Consider the following 17346-nt stretch of genomic DNA (forward strand, 5'->3'; position numbering starts at 1 on the left):
GGGAGGTGGAACGACGGCGTCAGGATGACAATGCCGGGAGTGCAAAGAAGCTTAATATAGCGCCGCTTGCGAGATTATTTCGCGTATGGCATTATACTAACGGGCTCGTTGTCATAGCGCTGCTTTCGTGCCAGTACGAAGCCGCGAAAATTCTTTTAGAACAGGGGCTGGCTGGGCAGTGAATGCAGTCTACAATGGCATTGACACGATCCGTGATTACCGCGCGCTGCTGAGCGGCTGGCGTCTGGGCGTCATCAGCAACCCGTCGGGCGTTGACCGGGGCCTGACGGCGTCGATAGATATTCTCGCCAGGGATTTTCGGCTGACGGCGCTGTTTGCGCCGGAGCACGGCATACGCGGCGATCGCCAGGCCGGCCAGGCCATCGCCGACGACATCGACGAGGCGTTGCAGGTGCCGGTGTACAGCCTCCACGGTCAGCGCAAAAGGATTGCTTCCGCGCAGCTGTCGGCCATTGATCTATTGGTTTACGACCTGCAGGATGTTGGCGCGCGTTTTTACACCTACCTGTACACCCTGAGCTACGCGATGGAAGATTGTGCGCGGCAAGGCGTGCCGTTGCTGGTCCTCGACCGGTTCAACCCCCTGGGCTGCGCGGTGGTGGAAGGGCCTTTGTTGCGTGACCAGTGCCGGTCTTTTGTGGGCATGTACCCCATGCCGGTACGCTACGGGTTGACCGTGGGCGAGTACGCGCGCTGGATCAATGCCGAGTTCGGCATCGGCTGCGAACTGCACGTCGCGCCATGCCGCAACTATCGGCGTGGCATGAGTTTTTCGGCCTGCGGGTTGCCGTGGGTGTCGCCATCGCCCAATATTCCGACGCCCGACAGCGCCTTGCTCTATATCGGCACCTGCATTTTCGAGGGCACGAATGTTTCCGAAGGCCGCGGCACGACCAGGCCTTTCGAGCAGATCGGCGCGCCCTTTATCGACGCCCGCCGCCTGCAGGAACGCTTGGCGCGGCACGAGCTACCCGGCGTCATCTGGCGGGCGACGCATTTCATTCCTACCAGTGGCAAGTACGCTGGCGAACTCTGTCATGGCGTCCAGGCCCACATCTGCGACAGCGAGGCCCTGCGGCCTTTCTGCGCCGGCATGTGGCTCCTCCACGAAATCCGCGAACAGTGCCGCGATTTTGCCTGGACGGCGCCGGAGCACGCCGATCGGCTCTTCGGCGACGACGCGCTGCGCAGCGGCCGCGAGGACATCCCGGCGATATTGGCGCGAGCCGAGCGCGAGAGTGAGGACTTCCGCGAGCGGTCGCGGCCATATTGGCTCTACGGCGATTGATCGCCGCGCAGCGCCATTTCACCCCAGGCAACACACGGATAACGTGGCGGCGATGCTCTTCGCTGCTGTCCAAACGAAATAGAATAGCCAATTATGATCATTGACGGTCCCCTTTCGGTCGAGCGCCAGCATCGCTCGCAAAAATACTACCATCTGTTCAGTTTTCTGAATGGTTTTTCCTACATGTGCCTTGGTGACACGGTGATCATCCTGCTGGCGCTCAATCTGGGTTGTGCGGATCACGTGGTGTCGACGCTTGGCGCGATGCTTTTTTCCAGCTATCTGGTGTTGCCCGTTGGTAAACTCGTGGCGGCGCGGGTCGGTGCGGTGCGGTGCCAGAGTATCTTTTGGATATTACGCAATTGCGCCGCGTTGATCGTGGCGGCGTCGGTTCCGGTGACCTACCTGGGGCATCCCGAAGTGGCGACGACGATGCTGCTCTGCGGGGCCTTTCTCTTCTATGGCTTTCGGGCTGCCGGCGTAGTGATGATCCAGCCTCTGTTGGGCGACATCGCCACCGAGTCGGAGCGACCTTTGTTCATTGCCACCAACGCCATGCTGTTTAACATTGCGTCGTTTGGGGCCATGCTCGGCATCATTGCGCTGCTGCACATTCACGAAGACAGCTGGAGCCTGATGGCCGTGGTGATTGTAGGTTCGGCCTTTGGCCTGACGTCCACGCACTTCATCCGGCGGATGGACGAGACCTCAGCGCCACGGGAGTCCGCGCGGCGGCCGGTGGGCAGCGAGTTGCGCGCCAGCCTGGCCAACCCGCTGTTCGTCCGGCAGCTACTATCCGGTTTTGTAGTCAATATGGCGGTGATCATGACCATGCCGACGACCATGCTGGCGCTGAAGCGGGGCTACGGCGTGTCGGACCGCAACGCGCTGTTTTTTTCGCTGATCCAGCTGGTCGGGGCGGTGATCATGTCCCGGGCAGTCGGTAAATTGGCCTCGCGCATCGGCCCGCGCAAAGTCCTGATATACTGCTACTGCGCGTTCCTGCTGACCACCCTGTTGTGGGCGGTCTGTCCCATGCAGCTGCACCCCGCTTTTGTCTGGCTGCCCTTTTTCCTCATTGGCGGCGCATATGTGTCTGAAAACAATGCCACCATGCATTATTTTCTGCAGACGATACCGGAAAGCAACCGCGTGGTCGCCTCCATCGCCATCGCCGTGCTGACGGGTGCGCTGGCCGGCCTGGTTGGTATGCTGCTTTCCGGCGCGCTGTTGCGCTGGGTCAACGCCAGCTTCGCCGACGTCGCGGCCATCCATCGCTACCGCGTGTATTTCATCGTCAGTGGCATCATCATGCTGCCCGGCATCTTCTGCGTCAAACAGCTGCCGCCACTGCCCATCGAAAAAAGACGCCTGAAAATCCGCTGGCAGGATTTGTTCTGAACGGACGAAGCGGTCGGATCGTCTTTCTGGTTATCGCGGACGGATCCGACGGATCGGACGGATCGGACGGATCGTTTTTCTTGTTGTCGCGGACGGATCCGACGGATCGGACGGATCGGATTACTGATCGGTCTGATAGACGAAAAGTAAAAAAGCCTGCGGCGGGCAATAATGGCATTTGTTCGAGCGTAATAGCTATGTTCCTGTGGCCATGCCGAATGGCGTGTTGCTGGTGGGCCAGTATAGTCACCAAAAGGCTGCCAGTGCCGGGTTAGCAGCGATGACGTCAGTGTAATACGGAGAGAGATGGAGTCATGACGAAGACATTGCGGCAGTATGTACTTGCGGTGGCCTGGTTGGTGAATGTGGTGGCCTGGGCGGCCCCGGCTTATTTGTCGCCCACCGCGCTGGTGCCTGCCAAGGACGGGAAGACACTGTACGTGGCTGAAGACAGTGGCAAGCAGATTGCCGTGGTCGATTGCCAGACGCGTAAGGTCACCAAGGTGTACAATCTACCTGGTCGAGTGCAGAACTTGGCCCTGTCGCCGGATGGCGCGACGCTGGGCGGCGCCGTGGGTGGCCCTGACGGCAGCGTGTCCCTGCTGGCATTGCCCGGCGGGAAAGCGCGGACGGTCAGCGTCGGCCACACACCGCAGTCGCTGGTTTTTTCACCCGATGGCAGCTGGGCCTACGTTTGCAATCGCTTCAGCAACGATCTGTCCGTGATTGATGTTGCCAGAGGCAAAGAAATTCAGCGGGTTCCCTGCGGTCGTGAACCCCACGCGTTGGCGTTGGCGGCCGACGGCACGAAGCTCTTTGCGCTGAATCATATGCCCATGGGGGCAGCCGATGGCGACTACAACTCCCTGCAGGTCGAAGTCTTTTCGCTGCCGGAGCTCAAGGCGTTGCCGCCAATCCGTCTGCCGAATGGCTCGGTCGTCGGTCGTGGCGCCTGCGCTTCGCCGGACGGGCGTTATGTCTATGTCACGCACGGCCTGGCGCGCTACCAGCTGCCGACGACGCAGCTCGAACGCGGCTGGATGAACACCAACGCGGTGTCGGTCATCGACGTCGCTGCCCATGCGCTGCTCAACACCTTTTTGCTGGACGACGTCGAACTCGGCGCCGCCAATCCCTGGGGCATCCGTTGTTCAATGGACGGCAAGATGCTGGCGGTAGTCAGTGCCGGTAGCCAGGAGCTCAGCGTGATTGACCGCGAAGCCCTGCATGATCGTCTTGAACGCGCCGCTCGCAACGAAAAGGTGACCAGTGTGACAGCTGAGGCCGCCATGGTTCCCAACGACCTGAGCTTCCTGGTGGACATTCGCCAGCGTTATGCGCTGCCGGGTAAGGGCCCGCGTGACGTCGCCGTGGTCAATGGCCGATTCTGGGTGACGGAGTATTTCAGCGACTGCCTGGCCGTGGTTGACACGGTGGCGTTGGCGCCGGAACGGGTGCAGTCCATTCCCCTCGGGCCGGCATTGCCGATGACCGCCGAGCGCCGTGGCGAAATGCTCTTCAACTCCGGCGACATCTGCTTTCAGCAATGGCAGTCCTGCGGCAGCTGCCATCCCGATGGCCGCGCGGACGGCATCAACTGGGATCTGCTCAACGACGGCATGGGCAATCCTAAGCAGACAAAAAGCCTGCTGCATTCACACGTGACGCCGCCGACCATGATCAGTGGCATCCGCAAAGACGCCGAGACCTGCGTGGCCGCCGGCATTCGCTACATCCAGTTCGCCATCCGGCCACCTGAAGACGCCGCCGCCATTGACGCCTATTGTCGGGCCATGACGCCCGTGCCCAGCCCGTTCCTGGTAAAAGGCAAGCTCAGCAAGGCCGCCCGCCGTGGCGAGAAGCTCTTTGGCCAGGCCGGCTGCGCCGCCTGCCATCCCAGCGACCAGCTTTTCACCGACCGCCGTCAGTACGACCTCGGCATGCAGGACGACATGGACAAGGGCAAGGCCTGGGATACGCCCACGCTGGTGGAAATCTGGCGGACCGCGCCGTATCTCTTTGACGGCCGCTCCAAGACTATCCGCGAGCTTCTGACCACGCACAATCCCGGCGATGTCCACGGCCGCACCTCCAAACTCTCCGAGCAGGAACTGGCCGACCTCGAAGCCTACATTCTTTCCCACTGAGGTCGCTAAGGGGTTGTTCGATAATTGCGTTTTCAACTATACCCAGGGACGCTGAAAGCGTGCGACATCGCAAACAAAAAAAGGTGAGGTTCCATTGCCTCTTTGGCCCCAGTCAGCTGCGCCGACTGGGGCCAAAGAGGCCGATGAACACGAGCGCAATAGGCGTTGTACCCAGGGCGGCGCTCCGCCTTCGGCGTCGCTTGCCCTGGGCTACGATGACAGCGCCCCTCTGGGGCGCTTGCCGCTTCGTGGCCAGGGAAATGTTGGCCGGCGACAAGGTATGACATGAAAGAGCGTTTGCACTGCAATGTGTAAACGTAATTTGTGAACGGCACCTAACCCGCATCCGAGACAAAGCGAACCATGATCATTGCCATCAACCTGCTGCTGATTCTCTGCCTGTTTTTCCTGGCTGGCGCCATCCCACGGCCAGCCGTGGATGTTTTGGCGGTCTTTCACACGCCGGTGTTTTTCGTCCTGCTGGTGTTAGTGGCGTTGCTTTGTCTAGTTTGGAGCGCCTGCTATCTGGGCCGGCGCTGGACCAGCCGTACGCTGTTTTTTCTGGCGGTGCATCTCGGGGTGGCGTCGTTGCTGGCCGGTGCGGCGTTGGGCACCTTTCGCGGTGAGCGCACGCAATTCGCCGCCACGGTTGGCGCCGCGCCGGAAAGTGCCCTGCCGGGGCCAGATGATCAGGTCATTCCGCTGCCTTTTTCGCTGGCCATCACCTCGTTCCGGGCAGAGCACTATCCCCCGAGTTACCATCTCTATGAGCCGGCGGCGACGGCTGGCGATGACTACGTGCTCCTGGGTACCTACCGTTTTGACCATAAGGGCCGCATGGTGCTGCCCGACATGCAGGAACTGTCCGACGACGAGCTTTGCGACGAAAATGGTGTCTGGAGCAGCCAGATGATTTTGGCCAGTGGCCAGCTGCTCCATCGCGGCAGCGCCGCCCCCAGCCATTTTAGCGCCACGGCGCAGATCATTGATCCCGCCCGGCCTGACGAGAAGCAGGAAATGGCCTTTGGCGTCAACTGGCCGTTGTGTTATGGCGACTGGCGTTTCTACCTGATGTCCTACGACACGCAGGATGAGCGCTATGTCGTGCTCAGCGCCCGGCGTGATCCCGGCCGGCCCATGGTCATTGCCGGACTGTGGCTGATGATTGTCGGCTGCGCGGGGTTGTGCTGGCAAAAACGCCCGCTGCCGCCGCCGCCGCCCGCGCTGCCCGCGATGCCGCCGGATGCAGAGGCTCCTATGGCTGACGATGATCCCGCCACGCCCTTGCGCCCGCAGATCACGCCGAGCTTCGGCACCACCGAGGACGCTGCCCTATGAATTTGCACGAAGAACTCATGCTGATGCTGATCGTACTGTCGGCCTTGCTCTACGCCGTGAGTTTTGTGACCGCGCTGGCGGGGCATGACCGGCTGTCCTTCCGGGTGTTTGCCGCCGCCTGGCTGGTCAACGCCATGGTCATTGCCGGCAATTATCTGCTCTGCGGCCACCCGCCCTTCGGCAACATGTATCACGTGCTGTGCTTTTTGTCGCTGTGCTTTCTGCCCTTTTACCTCTTTGTTGAGCGCCGTCATGGTCTTGGGTGGACCATGCGCTACTTCAGTTTTGCGTCGGTGATACCGCTGATCGGCACTTTCTTTCTGGAGCGCGATTTGGCTTGGCAGCGCATTCCGGCGCTGCAGTCGCCGTGGTTCGTGCCGCACGTGCTCAGTTACATGATCGCCTACGCGACGGCGGCCGTGGCCTTCCTGCTCATGGTCATCGGTCTCTGGCAGCGCGTCGACTGTCGCCAGCGCTGGTCGGATGCCAGCTTGCAGATCATGCGCGTGGCTTTTCCCTTCATGACCTTCGGCCTGTGGAGCGGCGCGCTGTGGGCGGAAGAAGCATGGGGCATTTACTGGTCCTGGGACCCGAAGGAAACCTGGTCGCTGATCACCTGGACGCTCTACCTGGTCTATTTCCATTGCCAGAGTGTGCCAGCCAAACGGCGCCTGGCGCCCTGGGCGCAAATCCTGGCCTTCGCCGCCTTGCTAATTACCTTCCTGGTGGTTAATTTGTTGCCGAAATTCGCCAACACCCTCCACAGCTACGCGTGAATAATCCAGCCAAGTACCACGACCTCTGGCAAAGGCAATGAACCATGCAGATTCTGCTCAATATCGGCAACACCCACACCCAGATCGCCAAGACGACCGCAAACGGCCAGCCTGAACTCCTGGCGCAGGTCGAGAGCCCCGCAGTCATCGCCGCGCAAGGCGCCGTTGCCGTGCTGGATGCCCTCCCGGCCGGCTGGCGCGGCCTAGCCGTCTCCGTGGTGCCGGCGCTGACCGGGCTGCTCCACAACCGCTATGGCGATGCCCTGCGCGTCCTCGCCCCGGCGGATTTTCCACAACTGGATTTCCAGCGCGTGGACACGTCCACGCTGGGCATGGACCGCATCGCCAACGCGGCGGCGGCGCACGCCTTGGCGGGCAGGGCGGTGGTGGTCGTCGATTGCGGCACGGCCATCACCCTGGAGGCCGTGGATGCCGCCGGGTGTTTCCTGGGCGGCGCCATCCTGCCGGGCCGTATGCTTGCGCGTCGCAGCTTGGCCGCGTATACCGCGCAGCTGCCCATGCTGCCCCTGCAGCAGCAACGGCCCGCCGCGCTGGGGCGCTGTACCCGTGAAGCCATGGAGGCCGGCATGGACCTCGGCGCCGTCGGCGCCGTCCAGTACCTATTGGAACAATGCCGCCTGGAAATGGGCGCAGCCGATGCACTCTGCTGGGCGGTGGGCGGCGATGCCGCGTTCTTCTGCGACAATGTCCCCGGGCTCATCCCCGGCCCGCAGTATCTCACCCTCCGCGGCGCCGCCTGCAGCCAGGCCAGTGCCGACTGATCCGCTGATTAACGCAGATTAACGCAGATTATGCTCATGGCCTTTTTCCTGCGTGGATCGGCGCAGTCCTAGCTGGCCAGGCGTTGATCGGACGGATCATACGTCCCATACGTCCCATACGTCCCATACGTCCCATACGTCCCATACTCTTAACTAAACGATTTCCTTTGCGCTTGTTGTTTCAACCAATCGTTTGCCCCCGCCTATGCGCCGCCGGTAGAGATTTTTTTCGTTCAGGCCTTGAAATACGCGCCGTAGTAGTGTACAATCAGTGGTAAACAGATAGTAAAACAAGTGAGGTGGAACGGGCTGGTAGGCGGTTTTCAAGGTGATAATCGGTATTTGGCAGTTGCCGCCTTTTTTTTTGCCTCCAGTGGTAAACAGATAGTAAAACCAAGGGGGTCTGCTCATGGTGCAGAAATCAGATAAGGGGTCGATGGGTGCTGGTGGCACGTCGGATTACCTACAGATTCGCCGCTATGTGATTGACTTGCTGAATGAGGCGGGCGATTCACAGCGCCAGATTCCGTCCTTGAGTGAGTTGATGACGCTGTTCGGGGTGAGTCGGCCGACGGTCTGTCGGGCCTTGCGGGAGTTGATTGCTGACGGTTATTTGCTTGCGCGTCGTGGTCATGGCACCTTTACGAATCCCGCGCACAGTTGGCAGCACACTGGGCAGAGTGGCAACCGGATGTTGCCGGTGGTGGGGATCATTTTGCGTGACGGCCTGCTGGCCTATATGGATGTTTTTTACGGGCAATTTTTGGCGGAGATGCTGCGGCAGCTGGTGACCATTCCGTCTTTGACGCGCGTCATTGATTTGCATGGTACGGATCCGGATGCGGCCTTGCAGCAGTTGCGGCTTGAGCATCTTCAGGGTTTGATCTGGTTGCAACCGCCGGAGCGCATGTTGCCGGTCATTGAGCGCCTGCGTGCGGAGCGCTATCCGGTATCCACCTCCAAAGGCGATTTTTTTGGCGACAGCAGGGTAGTTGGGCGGCGGCTGGGGACGATGTTGCTGGCGGAGGGGCGGCGGCAGGTGGCTTATCTATACTGGCAGCGGGATATGACCGCGATGCTGATGCGGGGCATTCAGGACGCCTACGAGGCGGCGGGGCTTGACCTTGACCGACGGTACTTTTTGCTGGCGGATCAGGACGTCTTCGCGCGTCTTCGGCAATGTTTTGCGGATGGCGCGCCCATAGATGCGATCATCAACCCCCATCTTCCCTACTCGGCGTTGCAGGCCGTGTTGACGGCGGCCGGGGTGGATTTGCATCAGCAATGCCGTTTGGTTCAGAGTTCGCTAGTTATGTACGGCGCCCCCGAGCCCCCGGGTATTATGTACGACATACCCTTTGCGCCGGCGGTGCGGGCAATAATCAGCAAACTGGGGATTTTTCCTGGCCTGAGTGATGCCGGCGGCCAGGAGGAGATTACCATCCGGCGCAATAGCTGAAAAAAATGGGAGAGTGGTCATGAAGAAGACGGATTTCACCCTGATCGAACTGCTGGTGGTGATAGCGATCATTGCGATTCTCGCCGCCATGCTGTTGCCGGCGTTGAGCAAGGCTCGGGAGAAGGCCCGCGCCATCAGCTGCACGAACAATCTCAAGCAGATTGGCGTGGCAACGATGCACTATGCGGATGAGAACGACGGCTATCTGTCCATGTACAACAAGTACGGTTTTTGGGCGCCGTATATCCTTGGTGGCGGAAAAACGTGGAATTATATCGAGCCGGGCTATCGCGACATCGTGAAATGCCCGTCGATGGAATACAGCGACAGCTGGTCGGACTCCCAGAAGTGCCTCTATACCTACGGGGCCTTTTATGCCAACAACTACGCCATACCGTCGAGCTTGAAAACTTCCGCAGTGATTCCTGGGTGGTCCACGGCGAATTTCATCTGCACCAAGGCCATCAAGTCCTTTTCCAAAACGCTGTTCTTGGCTGATTCCCGGGAGCAAGATCAAGACCGGATGCACTGCGTACTCCAAGTGAGTACCGACGACCCGATTACCCGCGGTATCTCTGACAATCACAATGGCCGTATGAACATCCTGTTACATGATGGCCACGCGGAATGCTTGCGGCCCGGGGAGTTCAAGAATGCCTATCTGGAGATGTTCGCGGCGCAGGAACAGACCGGCGTGAATTCGAAACTGCGCTACATATCGGCTCTGACCAGACAGCCCGCGCCATGCTATTGACGGCGGGGACAGCGGGGATGCCAAGGACGCCGATTGGCGCGGAATGCTCATATCGGGGATAGCGGCGGATACAAGACGCAAGGGTTTTTCGTCACGCCGGGCGGTGGTGCCGGCGATGGCGCGGACGAATAGGACAGGCAAAAGCAGCACATGGAGAAGCAGGTGATGACAGTGATAAAATGGCAACCGCAGGGGATGGCTTCCGGACGGTGCGATATGGCCTGGCGGGCGGTTGGGCCGGGGTTGCGGCGGCGGCTACTACTGGCGACGCTACTATTATGCGTGGGAGGTATGACGATGGCGCAGGAGGCAGATGACAAGAGCAATTATGTGCCGGATATGGCGTATTCGGATATCTACCTCGGGCATTTGCAGCGCCTGCCGCTGTCGGGCTGGTGGCGAATACGGCGGGTGTCGGCTGATCGCATTGATCATGCGGATGACGAAGGGCGCCAGCGCGGCTATACCGATCCTGATTGTGACGACTCGGGGTGGGATCGCGATTTGGTGCCGGGGAATTTGCAGAGTCCCTTCCTGTCCGAGGTGAAGACCAGGAGCAAAGAATCGCTGGCCTGGGGCGGTGTCGCCTATTTTCGCCGTGACTTCGTGGCGCCGGCGCAGCGTCCTGGCGAACGATACTTTTTGCACTTTGATGATGTCAATGGCAACATGGCGGTGTACGTCAACGGCAAGCACATGGTGTCGACAACGGTGTCGCGCATGGACATCAGCGAGTACAAGGGACCGACTGCCACACATGATATTGATGTCACTGCGGCGGTCATCCCCGGTGGCAGAAACCAGGTCGCGATACGCTTCTATCACTCGGGGAAGCCGGTTAAGCCGTGGGGCTACGGTAACACGATCGGCATTTTGGGGCCGGTGTATTTGGATGTCCGTCCAGCGCAGTTTGCCCGCGATATCCTGGTAACGCCGCAGGCGGACTTGGCGCACGTGCTGGTGGAGTGCACGACGGGCGGCGAAGGCGAAGGCGCCGCCGCTGGCTGGACCGGCGAGGTCTTCGAGTGGGACAGCGGCAAGGTGGTCGCGCAGTTGGCGTTGGCGGCCACGGCACGCGCTGGCGACGGCCCCCAGTTGTCCGGCGAGGCCCGCATTGACCAAGCGAAGCTGTGGAGTTGCGAATCGCCTTTCTTGTACGGCGTTAAACTCCGCGATCACAGTGGTGCGACAGTGGGTGTGAAGCGCTTCGGCATGCGTAGCTTCGGTGTCCGTGGCGGCGAATTTCTCCTCAATGGCCAGCCAGTGTTTTTGCGCGGCATCGTGCTTGATCAGGCACTGTTCGGGTTCATGACTCCGGGCAATCTCTTTGGCTTCAAGACCAACCAGCACCAGCTCCAGCGGCGTTATTGGCAGGCCATTCGCGACCTCAATGTGAATCACATCCGCTTTCACAGCACCTTGATGAACACCCTGACCTACGATCTCTTGGACGAAATGGGCATACTCTGTTGCGATGAACTGAGCTTTCCCCAGCAGGCCATCAAGGCGCCCAAACGCTCGGATAAAATCGACACCAAGCTGTTTGCCGAATTCTGCGACGACCAGGGCGAATTGAGTGACGAATTCCGGGACTATCTGTCCTGGCGCTTGCGCTATCTCTATTCCCACCCCGCAGCGGCTACTTTCAGTTTTGGCAATGAAATCCGTCAGGGCGACGACTATCCCGATGGTCGCGTGGGGAGGATGTTCAACCGGCTCTACGATTTGTATCACGGCTTAGACAAGCAGAACCGGCCTTGCACGCCGTCGTCGGGGCGCTTCTGGAAAGAGACGTCGAATATGGCGGAATGCGCCGCCGGCGACAAGCTCGACTATATCGACACCCACGACTATACGGGCACCATCAACAATCTGCCGCTGGGCTACGTGGAGTATTCCCTGCAGAATTTCATTGGCAAAGCCAAGGAGCATTTTTCGCCCTTGCCGCCGATTGTCAATGGCGAATTGTTGTGCATCATGAACAACTACTACCCGTGGGCGTTTGACGACACGTGGGCCAGCGAAGACGCTGACGAGCCCAACTGGCCGGTGCTACTCAAGGTCTTGAATACCTTCCATGAGGAGCACCGCGACTGCGCCCAGTGCTGTTTTTGCCCCATCCGCAATGCCGGCGTCAAGAGCTACCGCTTCCGACGCGAGGAATCATGCACGCGGGACATTGAGTTCATCCTGAGTGCCAACCGCAAGGCCTGGCCCGAACTCGACGGCTTTGAGGCCCTGCAGAAGCCCCTGGTGGTCAATTCCGCGAGCGGACCGCTTTTTCCCTACGACGGCGGCTGGCAGACGGCACCACGCGGCAAAGCACTGCAGAGGGCCAGCGCCCCCAGTATCGCTATTTTTGACTACGTGGCCCCGAATCGCTTTGGTGGTGATGAACTGCCGCTGTCCGCGCACGTCATCAACAACTCCGAAAGCGATATTGCCGCTGCCGTGCTGAGGGTGCAGATGGTCTTGGATGAGCGGCAAGTGGCCGAAGCTCGGGTCGCGGTCGGCGCCGTCAAACGCGGTGAAAAACACGCGGTGACGCTGGCTCTGCGGCTGCCGGCTGAACCCGGTTATTATGAGCTGCGCTACACGCTGCTGGACGGCGACAAGGCCCTGTCAACATCTGCACTAGAGATCAATCTGCGCGCGCGCGCCGCCGTGTTTGCGCCCATTCCCACGACCAAGGCCATAGCCCTCTACGATCGGTCGGATAAATTCGGACCGCTGAAAAGCAACAACACCCGCACCCTGCTGGACGCCTTCGGGCTGCAGTACACGCTGCTGGAGGATTTTTCGGCTCTGGCGGCAGTCGACGTGCTAATCATCGGCAGTGACTCTATGGACGCTGCAGTACGGCGTGGCCGTGACCGCATTCGCGAGTTCTTGCGCCGCGGCGGTCGCTGCCTGGTCTTTGAGCAGAGCGCCCCGGGCGGCGTCGCCTTCCTGCCGGGCCTCGAGTACCGTCAGGCCGGCGCCGTCCAATTCAGCGAGATATTGCGTTTCAAGCATCCGCTGTTGGCCACGCTGTCGCAGCGCGATTTCCACTGCTGGAATCAGCGTGACATGGCGATATACCACTACTTCATCAGCCCGGTGTCAGAAGCCGCCATTACCCACGGCGGCGACTCGACGACCTGGGGATCGGACAACTTCGGCATGACCAACGCCCACGTCCGGGTTGGCGCTGGGGACGCCATCCTCACGCAGATGGAGCTGAGCAAGCTCAGCGCGGTCGATTCTGCGGCGGCGCAAATGGCGCGCAATGCGCTGCTGGTCGTGCTGGATGACGCTACGCGTTCATGGGCGGCAGAGTATAGCGGGCATGCCGTGGTGGATATTGCGCCGGTCGAGCCCGCGCGGCTGCGGCGGCTGTCGTTGGCCGCTGCGGCGACCATGGGCTTCGCCGACCCGGTGGCCAAAGACGGGCAGGGCGGCTGGAGCGACCAAGGGCCGGATAATGATATCCATGCGTTCCCCATCGGCGAGCAGGAATTTGCCGGTATCGGCTTTGGCATAGTGGACCCAGCTAGCAATGCTGGTCGCAGCTGCGTGATTGTCTCTGCCAATTCTGACTTGCCCTTCAAGCCCGAGAGCCGGCCGATCGCCATCGGCATGGCACTGGAACGGCTGTTCTTCCTTCATTCAGGGGCGTGGATTCGCGGTAAGGAGCCCGTCGGGGAATACCTTGTCAGCTATGCCGATGGCAGTACGCTGAGCATACCGCTGACGCCGGGAGACAACTTTGACGACTGGTGGGGAGCGCCCTCGAAGACTATGCGCAACGCCGTCTGTGCGTGGAGTACGTCCAATGCCGGAAATGTGGTCGGGGTCTATCTTTTTGCCTGGCAGAATCCCCGGCCGGAGCAGCTTGTGGTCAGCATTACCGCGCGCAGTTTCGGCAACGCCATGATCGGCCTGATCGGTCTGTCGGCCGAAGCTACGACCGCACAGGGGGGCGCCAAGCCATGATTGTGCGGACCTGGACCCTGTGCCTGGCGCTGGCGGGGCTGTTCCTGGCCTTCGCGCTCCATGCTGAAGACTATCGCAGCGAGGGCATCAGTGCCACCATGGACGGTGCTGGCGGCATACGGGCCATTGCCTTTCGGGGGCGGCCCGTGCTTGATACCATCGTCCCCTTTGCCGAAGCCCGGCTGGCGCCGGATGCCACGGCGATGGTCAGATTGACGCCCGGGGCGTTACCAAGCAACACGTGCGTCTATGAGCGTGAGGGCGACACGCTACTGATGCGTGCCAGTGGCTGCCTGGGTAACGACGAGGTCACCCGCGCTGTGGATTACACCCTGGAGGCGACATTCAGTCCCGACGCGATCGCTATCGAGGTTACGTTTGTCAACGTTATCGACCTGTATGCGCAGAGCGACAACTACGTCAAGAGCCGCTGTTACATGCCTCTCGGAGCGTTCTTTGACTGCGGCCTGAAGGCGGTCGGCATGGCCGATGTCGAGCAGTATTTGGTCATTCCTGACCGCTACAGCAAGAGCTTTCGCGGCAATGGCCGCCGCATGCAGCTGTGGTCTGACGGCGTGCTCCTTGATCTGGCCTGCAGCAAAAGCTCTTGGAGCCTACAGGACTGCCGGGCGTGGGGGGAAAACCGCATGTTGTTGTCGATTATGCCTGATGGCATCTGGACCTGGGAATACCGCCATTTTCCGGCGGGCAGCAAAAAAGAAATCAGCTTTGTCTGGCGGGCATCACTGCCCTTGGATTAAGGAGTCGTTCACAAATTACGTTTACACTTTGCAGGGCAAACGCTCTTTGGTGTAATGCCTTGCCACCAGCCAGTATTTCCCTCGCCGCGAAGCGGCAGAAGCGCTGAAAGCGTGCTTGGGTATAGCTGTAAATGTAATTATCGAACAGCCCCTAAGCGGGTTGGTAAATGGGCGCGGGGGCCTGCGGCCGGCGCTTGGCGCGTATGTAATTCTTTGTGTTGAATGTGTTTACTGAAAGGACTTGTTGCATGTATGATTCCATAGCCCACGCCGAGGCCGACGGCACGTATCGCAGCATTCCCGCCGGCGCGATGTCCTGTGAACAGGTTTTGACCAGTCCGGTCATTGACCAGGCTTTGCGTGCAGGCTCGTGGCCGAGTTTGTCGCTGGTGCATGACTCCGCCCAGGGGCCCGAGGCGTGCCGCATCGCCATTGCCGCGACGGGGCCGGTGCGCTTGTACGCGTCCACCGCCGCCGGGGCCTTCTATGGCCTGCAGACCCTCAAGCGCCTCCGCCGCGATGACGGCGCTTTCCCCGGTGGCGTTTTTGCCGACTGGCCGGACTGCGCTTTTCGCGGCTACCATTTCACGCTTGATGGCGGCATGGCTCCCAGCATGACGCGGATGCGGGAGCTCATCGAGCAGTTGGCCGAATGGCGTTACAACAAGCTGGTGATTGAGTACGACAATCGTTTCCCGCTGAGTTGCCATCCCGAGCTGGTGCATCCCAACGCATGGTCGCTGGGCGAACTCAAGGCGCTGATCGCTTTTGCTGAAGACCATTTTATGGAGGTCGTGCCGGAGTTGGATTCCCTCGGCCATGTGAAACACTATCTCAGCCATCCGGATTACGCCCATCTGGCGGAGGAGCCTGGTAAGACACACGAGATGTGTCCGCAAAACCCGCAGACGCTGGCGCTGATGGAAGAGATATGGTCCGAGGTGATCGCTTGCCATGCGAATGGCTCCTATGTGCATCTTGGCTGCGATGAGGTGTTTCTGGTGGAGCATTTTTGCCCCCGTTGCCGGCCCTATGCCGAGTCGGGGCGTCTGGCCGAACTGTACTGCGACTACGTCAGCCGCTTGTCCCGCTTTATCCTTGCCCGCGGCAAGACACCGATCATCTGGGGCGACATGCTGCTCAAGTACCCCCAACAGATTCACAAGTTTCCGCGTGAGGTGATTATCTGTGACTGGCAGTACGTGTGCAACGACGACGCACGCTGGCCATTCAATGCTTTGACGCAGATGAACCCGCGGCACAACGGCAGCAACGAACACGAGGCGCTCTTCGCCCGCGCTGCCGACGCGCAGCCCGATGGCAGCTACCGGTCATTTCCGTCATTCGATTTTTTCCACGAGCAGGGCTTCACCGTCATTGGCTCGGGCGCGGGCAGCATCGGCCCAAGCAGCTACTACTTGCCGCACCAGACGCTTAGCGTGCGCAACCAGTACGGCGTTCTCAACGCCTTGCGCCGGCAGGACAGTCTGGGCTATCTCCACACGATATGGGGCAACACTGGCGGCGTCGAATACTGCATGTACAGCGCCTTCGCCGGCGGGGAATACGCCTGGCGGACAGAACCGGCGCGGCACGACGACATTCGCCGGCTTTTCAACCGCGACATCCTCCACGCCGCCGCCAATGACGACCCCATCGTGCTCGCCGATCGCATGTATGACTTTATCTATGGCAGGACCGAGGCCTTTACCGCCGTCGCGGCACAAGACGCCCCCGCGGCGCCGCGTTTTCAGCGGTTGCTAGCGGCCAACCTGGAGCTGGGCGCCATTGACAGCGAACTGCGGTCGTTGGCCCGCGCCAGAATTGCCAATCGCCAGACGACGGACTTTGCCCAGCTCGACCTCATGCCTGTGGCTAATGCGCGTTTGCGCGATGCGCTTGCTTCCGAGCAGAATCCATTTCTGCTGCCGCCGGGCCGTTATTGCCTGGGGGCGATTGCGTTGGTGATTGATCCCGATCACGTGGTCAATTTGGATCGTGAGCACTGCCGCGCGGTGGACCTGCCGCTGGCTGGTCGCTGCAATGAGTTTCAATTGGCGTTGTCCGGCACCTACGCGGCGAAAGGCGTACCCATGCTCAAATGCGTCATCCGTTATCAGAATGGCAGCGAACACACGCAGGTCCTTTGCGGAACCGACGATATACCCGACTGGTATGGCATGCCGAGCTTCGGCCGCAATAACACACCCGTGGCCACCGGGGCAAATTTCATGTGCAATCCTGGATGCATTGGCTTGGCCTGTGTGCGCAATCCCCACGCAGGCGAGGCCTTGGCGTCTCTCCGGGTGGAGCTGATTGCCGCCAATCCCCGCGCCAACGTGGTACTGGCCGCCGCGAGTCGCGCCAACGCCGATGCGTTTGTGCAGCCGCACGTGGACCTGCTGGCATGGCGCGAACGCTTGGAAAACAACGTCCAGCGGCAGTGCCGTATTCTTGATGGCTGCCTCAAAAAGGGCGATTTCGAGGACCGTATGCGGGAATGGCTGGTCGAATCGCGCTTGGCGCTGATTGCGCGGGCATTCGCTGGAGATCAATAAAATCTATCCACAGATTGCGCAGATTGTCGCCGATTTCTTTTTTAAGAGACATAAACCCAGTGCCATCCACGGATGAAAAAGGATAT

The 17346-nt window shown here is 60.4% G+C and carries 11 protein-coding genes; all 11 read left to right on the top strand.

From position 1 onward, the window contains the following. Positions 1-178 precede the first annotated feature (178 nt). The 11 genes from J3R75_RS16560 (at position 179) to J3R75_RS16610 (ending at position 17260) form a co-directional block, all read left to right on the top strand. On the top strand, positions 179-1309 hold the full coding sequence (locus J3R75_RS16560) for an exo-beta-N-acetylmuramidase NamZ family protein (RefSeq protein ID WP_307263895.1): 1131 nt from the start codon (positions 179-181) through the stop codon (positions 1307-1309). Between the two features lie 93 nt (positions 1310-1402). Further along, positions 1403-2710 carry an MFS transporter gene (locus J3R75_RS16565; protein ID WP_307263897.1) on the top strand — a complete coding sequence of 436 codons (1308 nt, stop codon included), beginning with the start codon at positions 1403-1405 and terminating at the stop codon, positions 2708-2710. A 314-nt stretch (positions 2711-3024) separates the two neighbouring features. Next, positions 3025-4857 carry a c-type cytochrome gene (locus tag J3R75_RS16570; protein ID WP_307263899.1) on the top strand — a complete coding sequence of 611 codons (1833 nt, stop codon included), beginning with the start codon at positions 3025-3027 and terminating at the stop codon, positions 4855-4857. 363 nt (positions 4858-5220) lie between these two features. Then, on the top strand, positions 5221-6195 hold the full coding sequence (locus tag J3R75_RS16575; protein WP_307263901.1) for a cytochrome c biogenesis ResB family protein: 975 nt from the start codon (positions 5221-5223) through the stop codon (positions 6193-6195). Then, positions 6192-6971 (top strand): cytochrome c biogenesis protein CcsA, encoded by a 780-nt coding sequence (gene ccsA, locus J3R75_RS16580; RefSeq protein WP_307263904.1) that lies wholly within the window; start codon positions 6192-6194, stop codon positions 6969-6971. Before J3R75_RS16575 ends, ccsA begins: the two co-directional genes overlap by 4 nt. Before the next feature lie 44 nt (positions 6972-7015). Beyond that, the gene (locus J3R75_RS16585; RefSeq protein ID WP_307263908.1) at positions 7016-7753 is read left to right on the top strand and encodes a type III pantothenate kinase; all 738 of its coding nucleotides are present in this window, start codon (positions 7016-7018) and stop codon (positions 7751-7753) included. A gap of 409 nt (positions 7754-8162) precedes the next feature. Further along, positions 8163-9212 carry a GntR family transcriptional regulator gene (locus tag J3R75_RS16590; protein WP_307263911.1) on the top strand — a complete coding sequence of 350 codons (1050 nt, stop codon included), beginning with the start codon at positions 8163-8165 and terminating at the stop codon, positions 9210-9212. 19 nt (positions 9213-9231) lie between these two features. Further along, positions 9232-9966, top strand: coding sequence for a DUF1559 family PulG-like putative transporter (locus tag J3R75_RS16595; RefSeq protein ID WP_307263916.1), 735 nt, complete (start codon positions 9232-9234; stop codon positions 9964-9966). 297 nt (positions 9967-10263) lie between these two features. Beyond that, positions 10264-13941 (top strand): glycoside hydrolase family 2 protein, encoded by a 3678-nt coding sequence (locus J3R75_RS16600; protein WP_307263919.1) that lies wholly within the window; start codon positions 10264-10266, stop codon positions 13939-13941. After that, the gene (locus J3R75_RS16605) at positions 13938-14702 is read left to right on the top strand and encodes a hypothetical protein (protein WP_307263922.1); all 765 of its coding nucleotides are present in this window, start codon (positions 13938-13940) and stop codon (positions 14700-14702) included. Before J3R75_RS16600 ends, J3R75_RS16605 begins: the two co-directional genes overlap by 4 nt. Positions 14703-14950: 248 nt before the next feature. Continuing rightward, positions 14951-17260: a family 20 glycosylhydrolase gene (locus J3R75_RS16610; RefSeq protein ID WP_307263925.1), complete on the top strand. Its 2310-nt coding sequence runs from the start codon at positions 14951-14953 to the stop codon at positions 17258-17260. The last annotated feature ends 86 nt before the right edge of the window (positions 17261-17346 follow it).

Origin of the sequence: Oligosphaera ethanolica (assembly GCF_030814695.1) — a bacterium.
In the GTDB taxonomy this organism is placed as follows: Bacteria; Verrucomicrobiota; Lentisphaeria; order Oligosphaerales; family Oligosphaeraceae; genus Oligosphaera; species Oligosphaera ethanolica.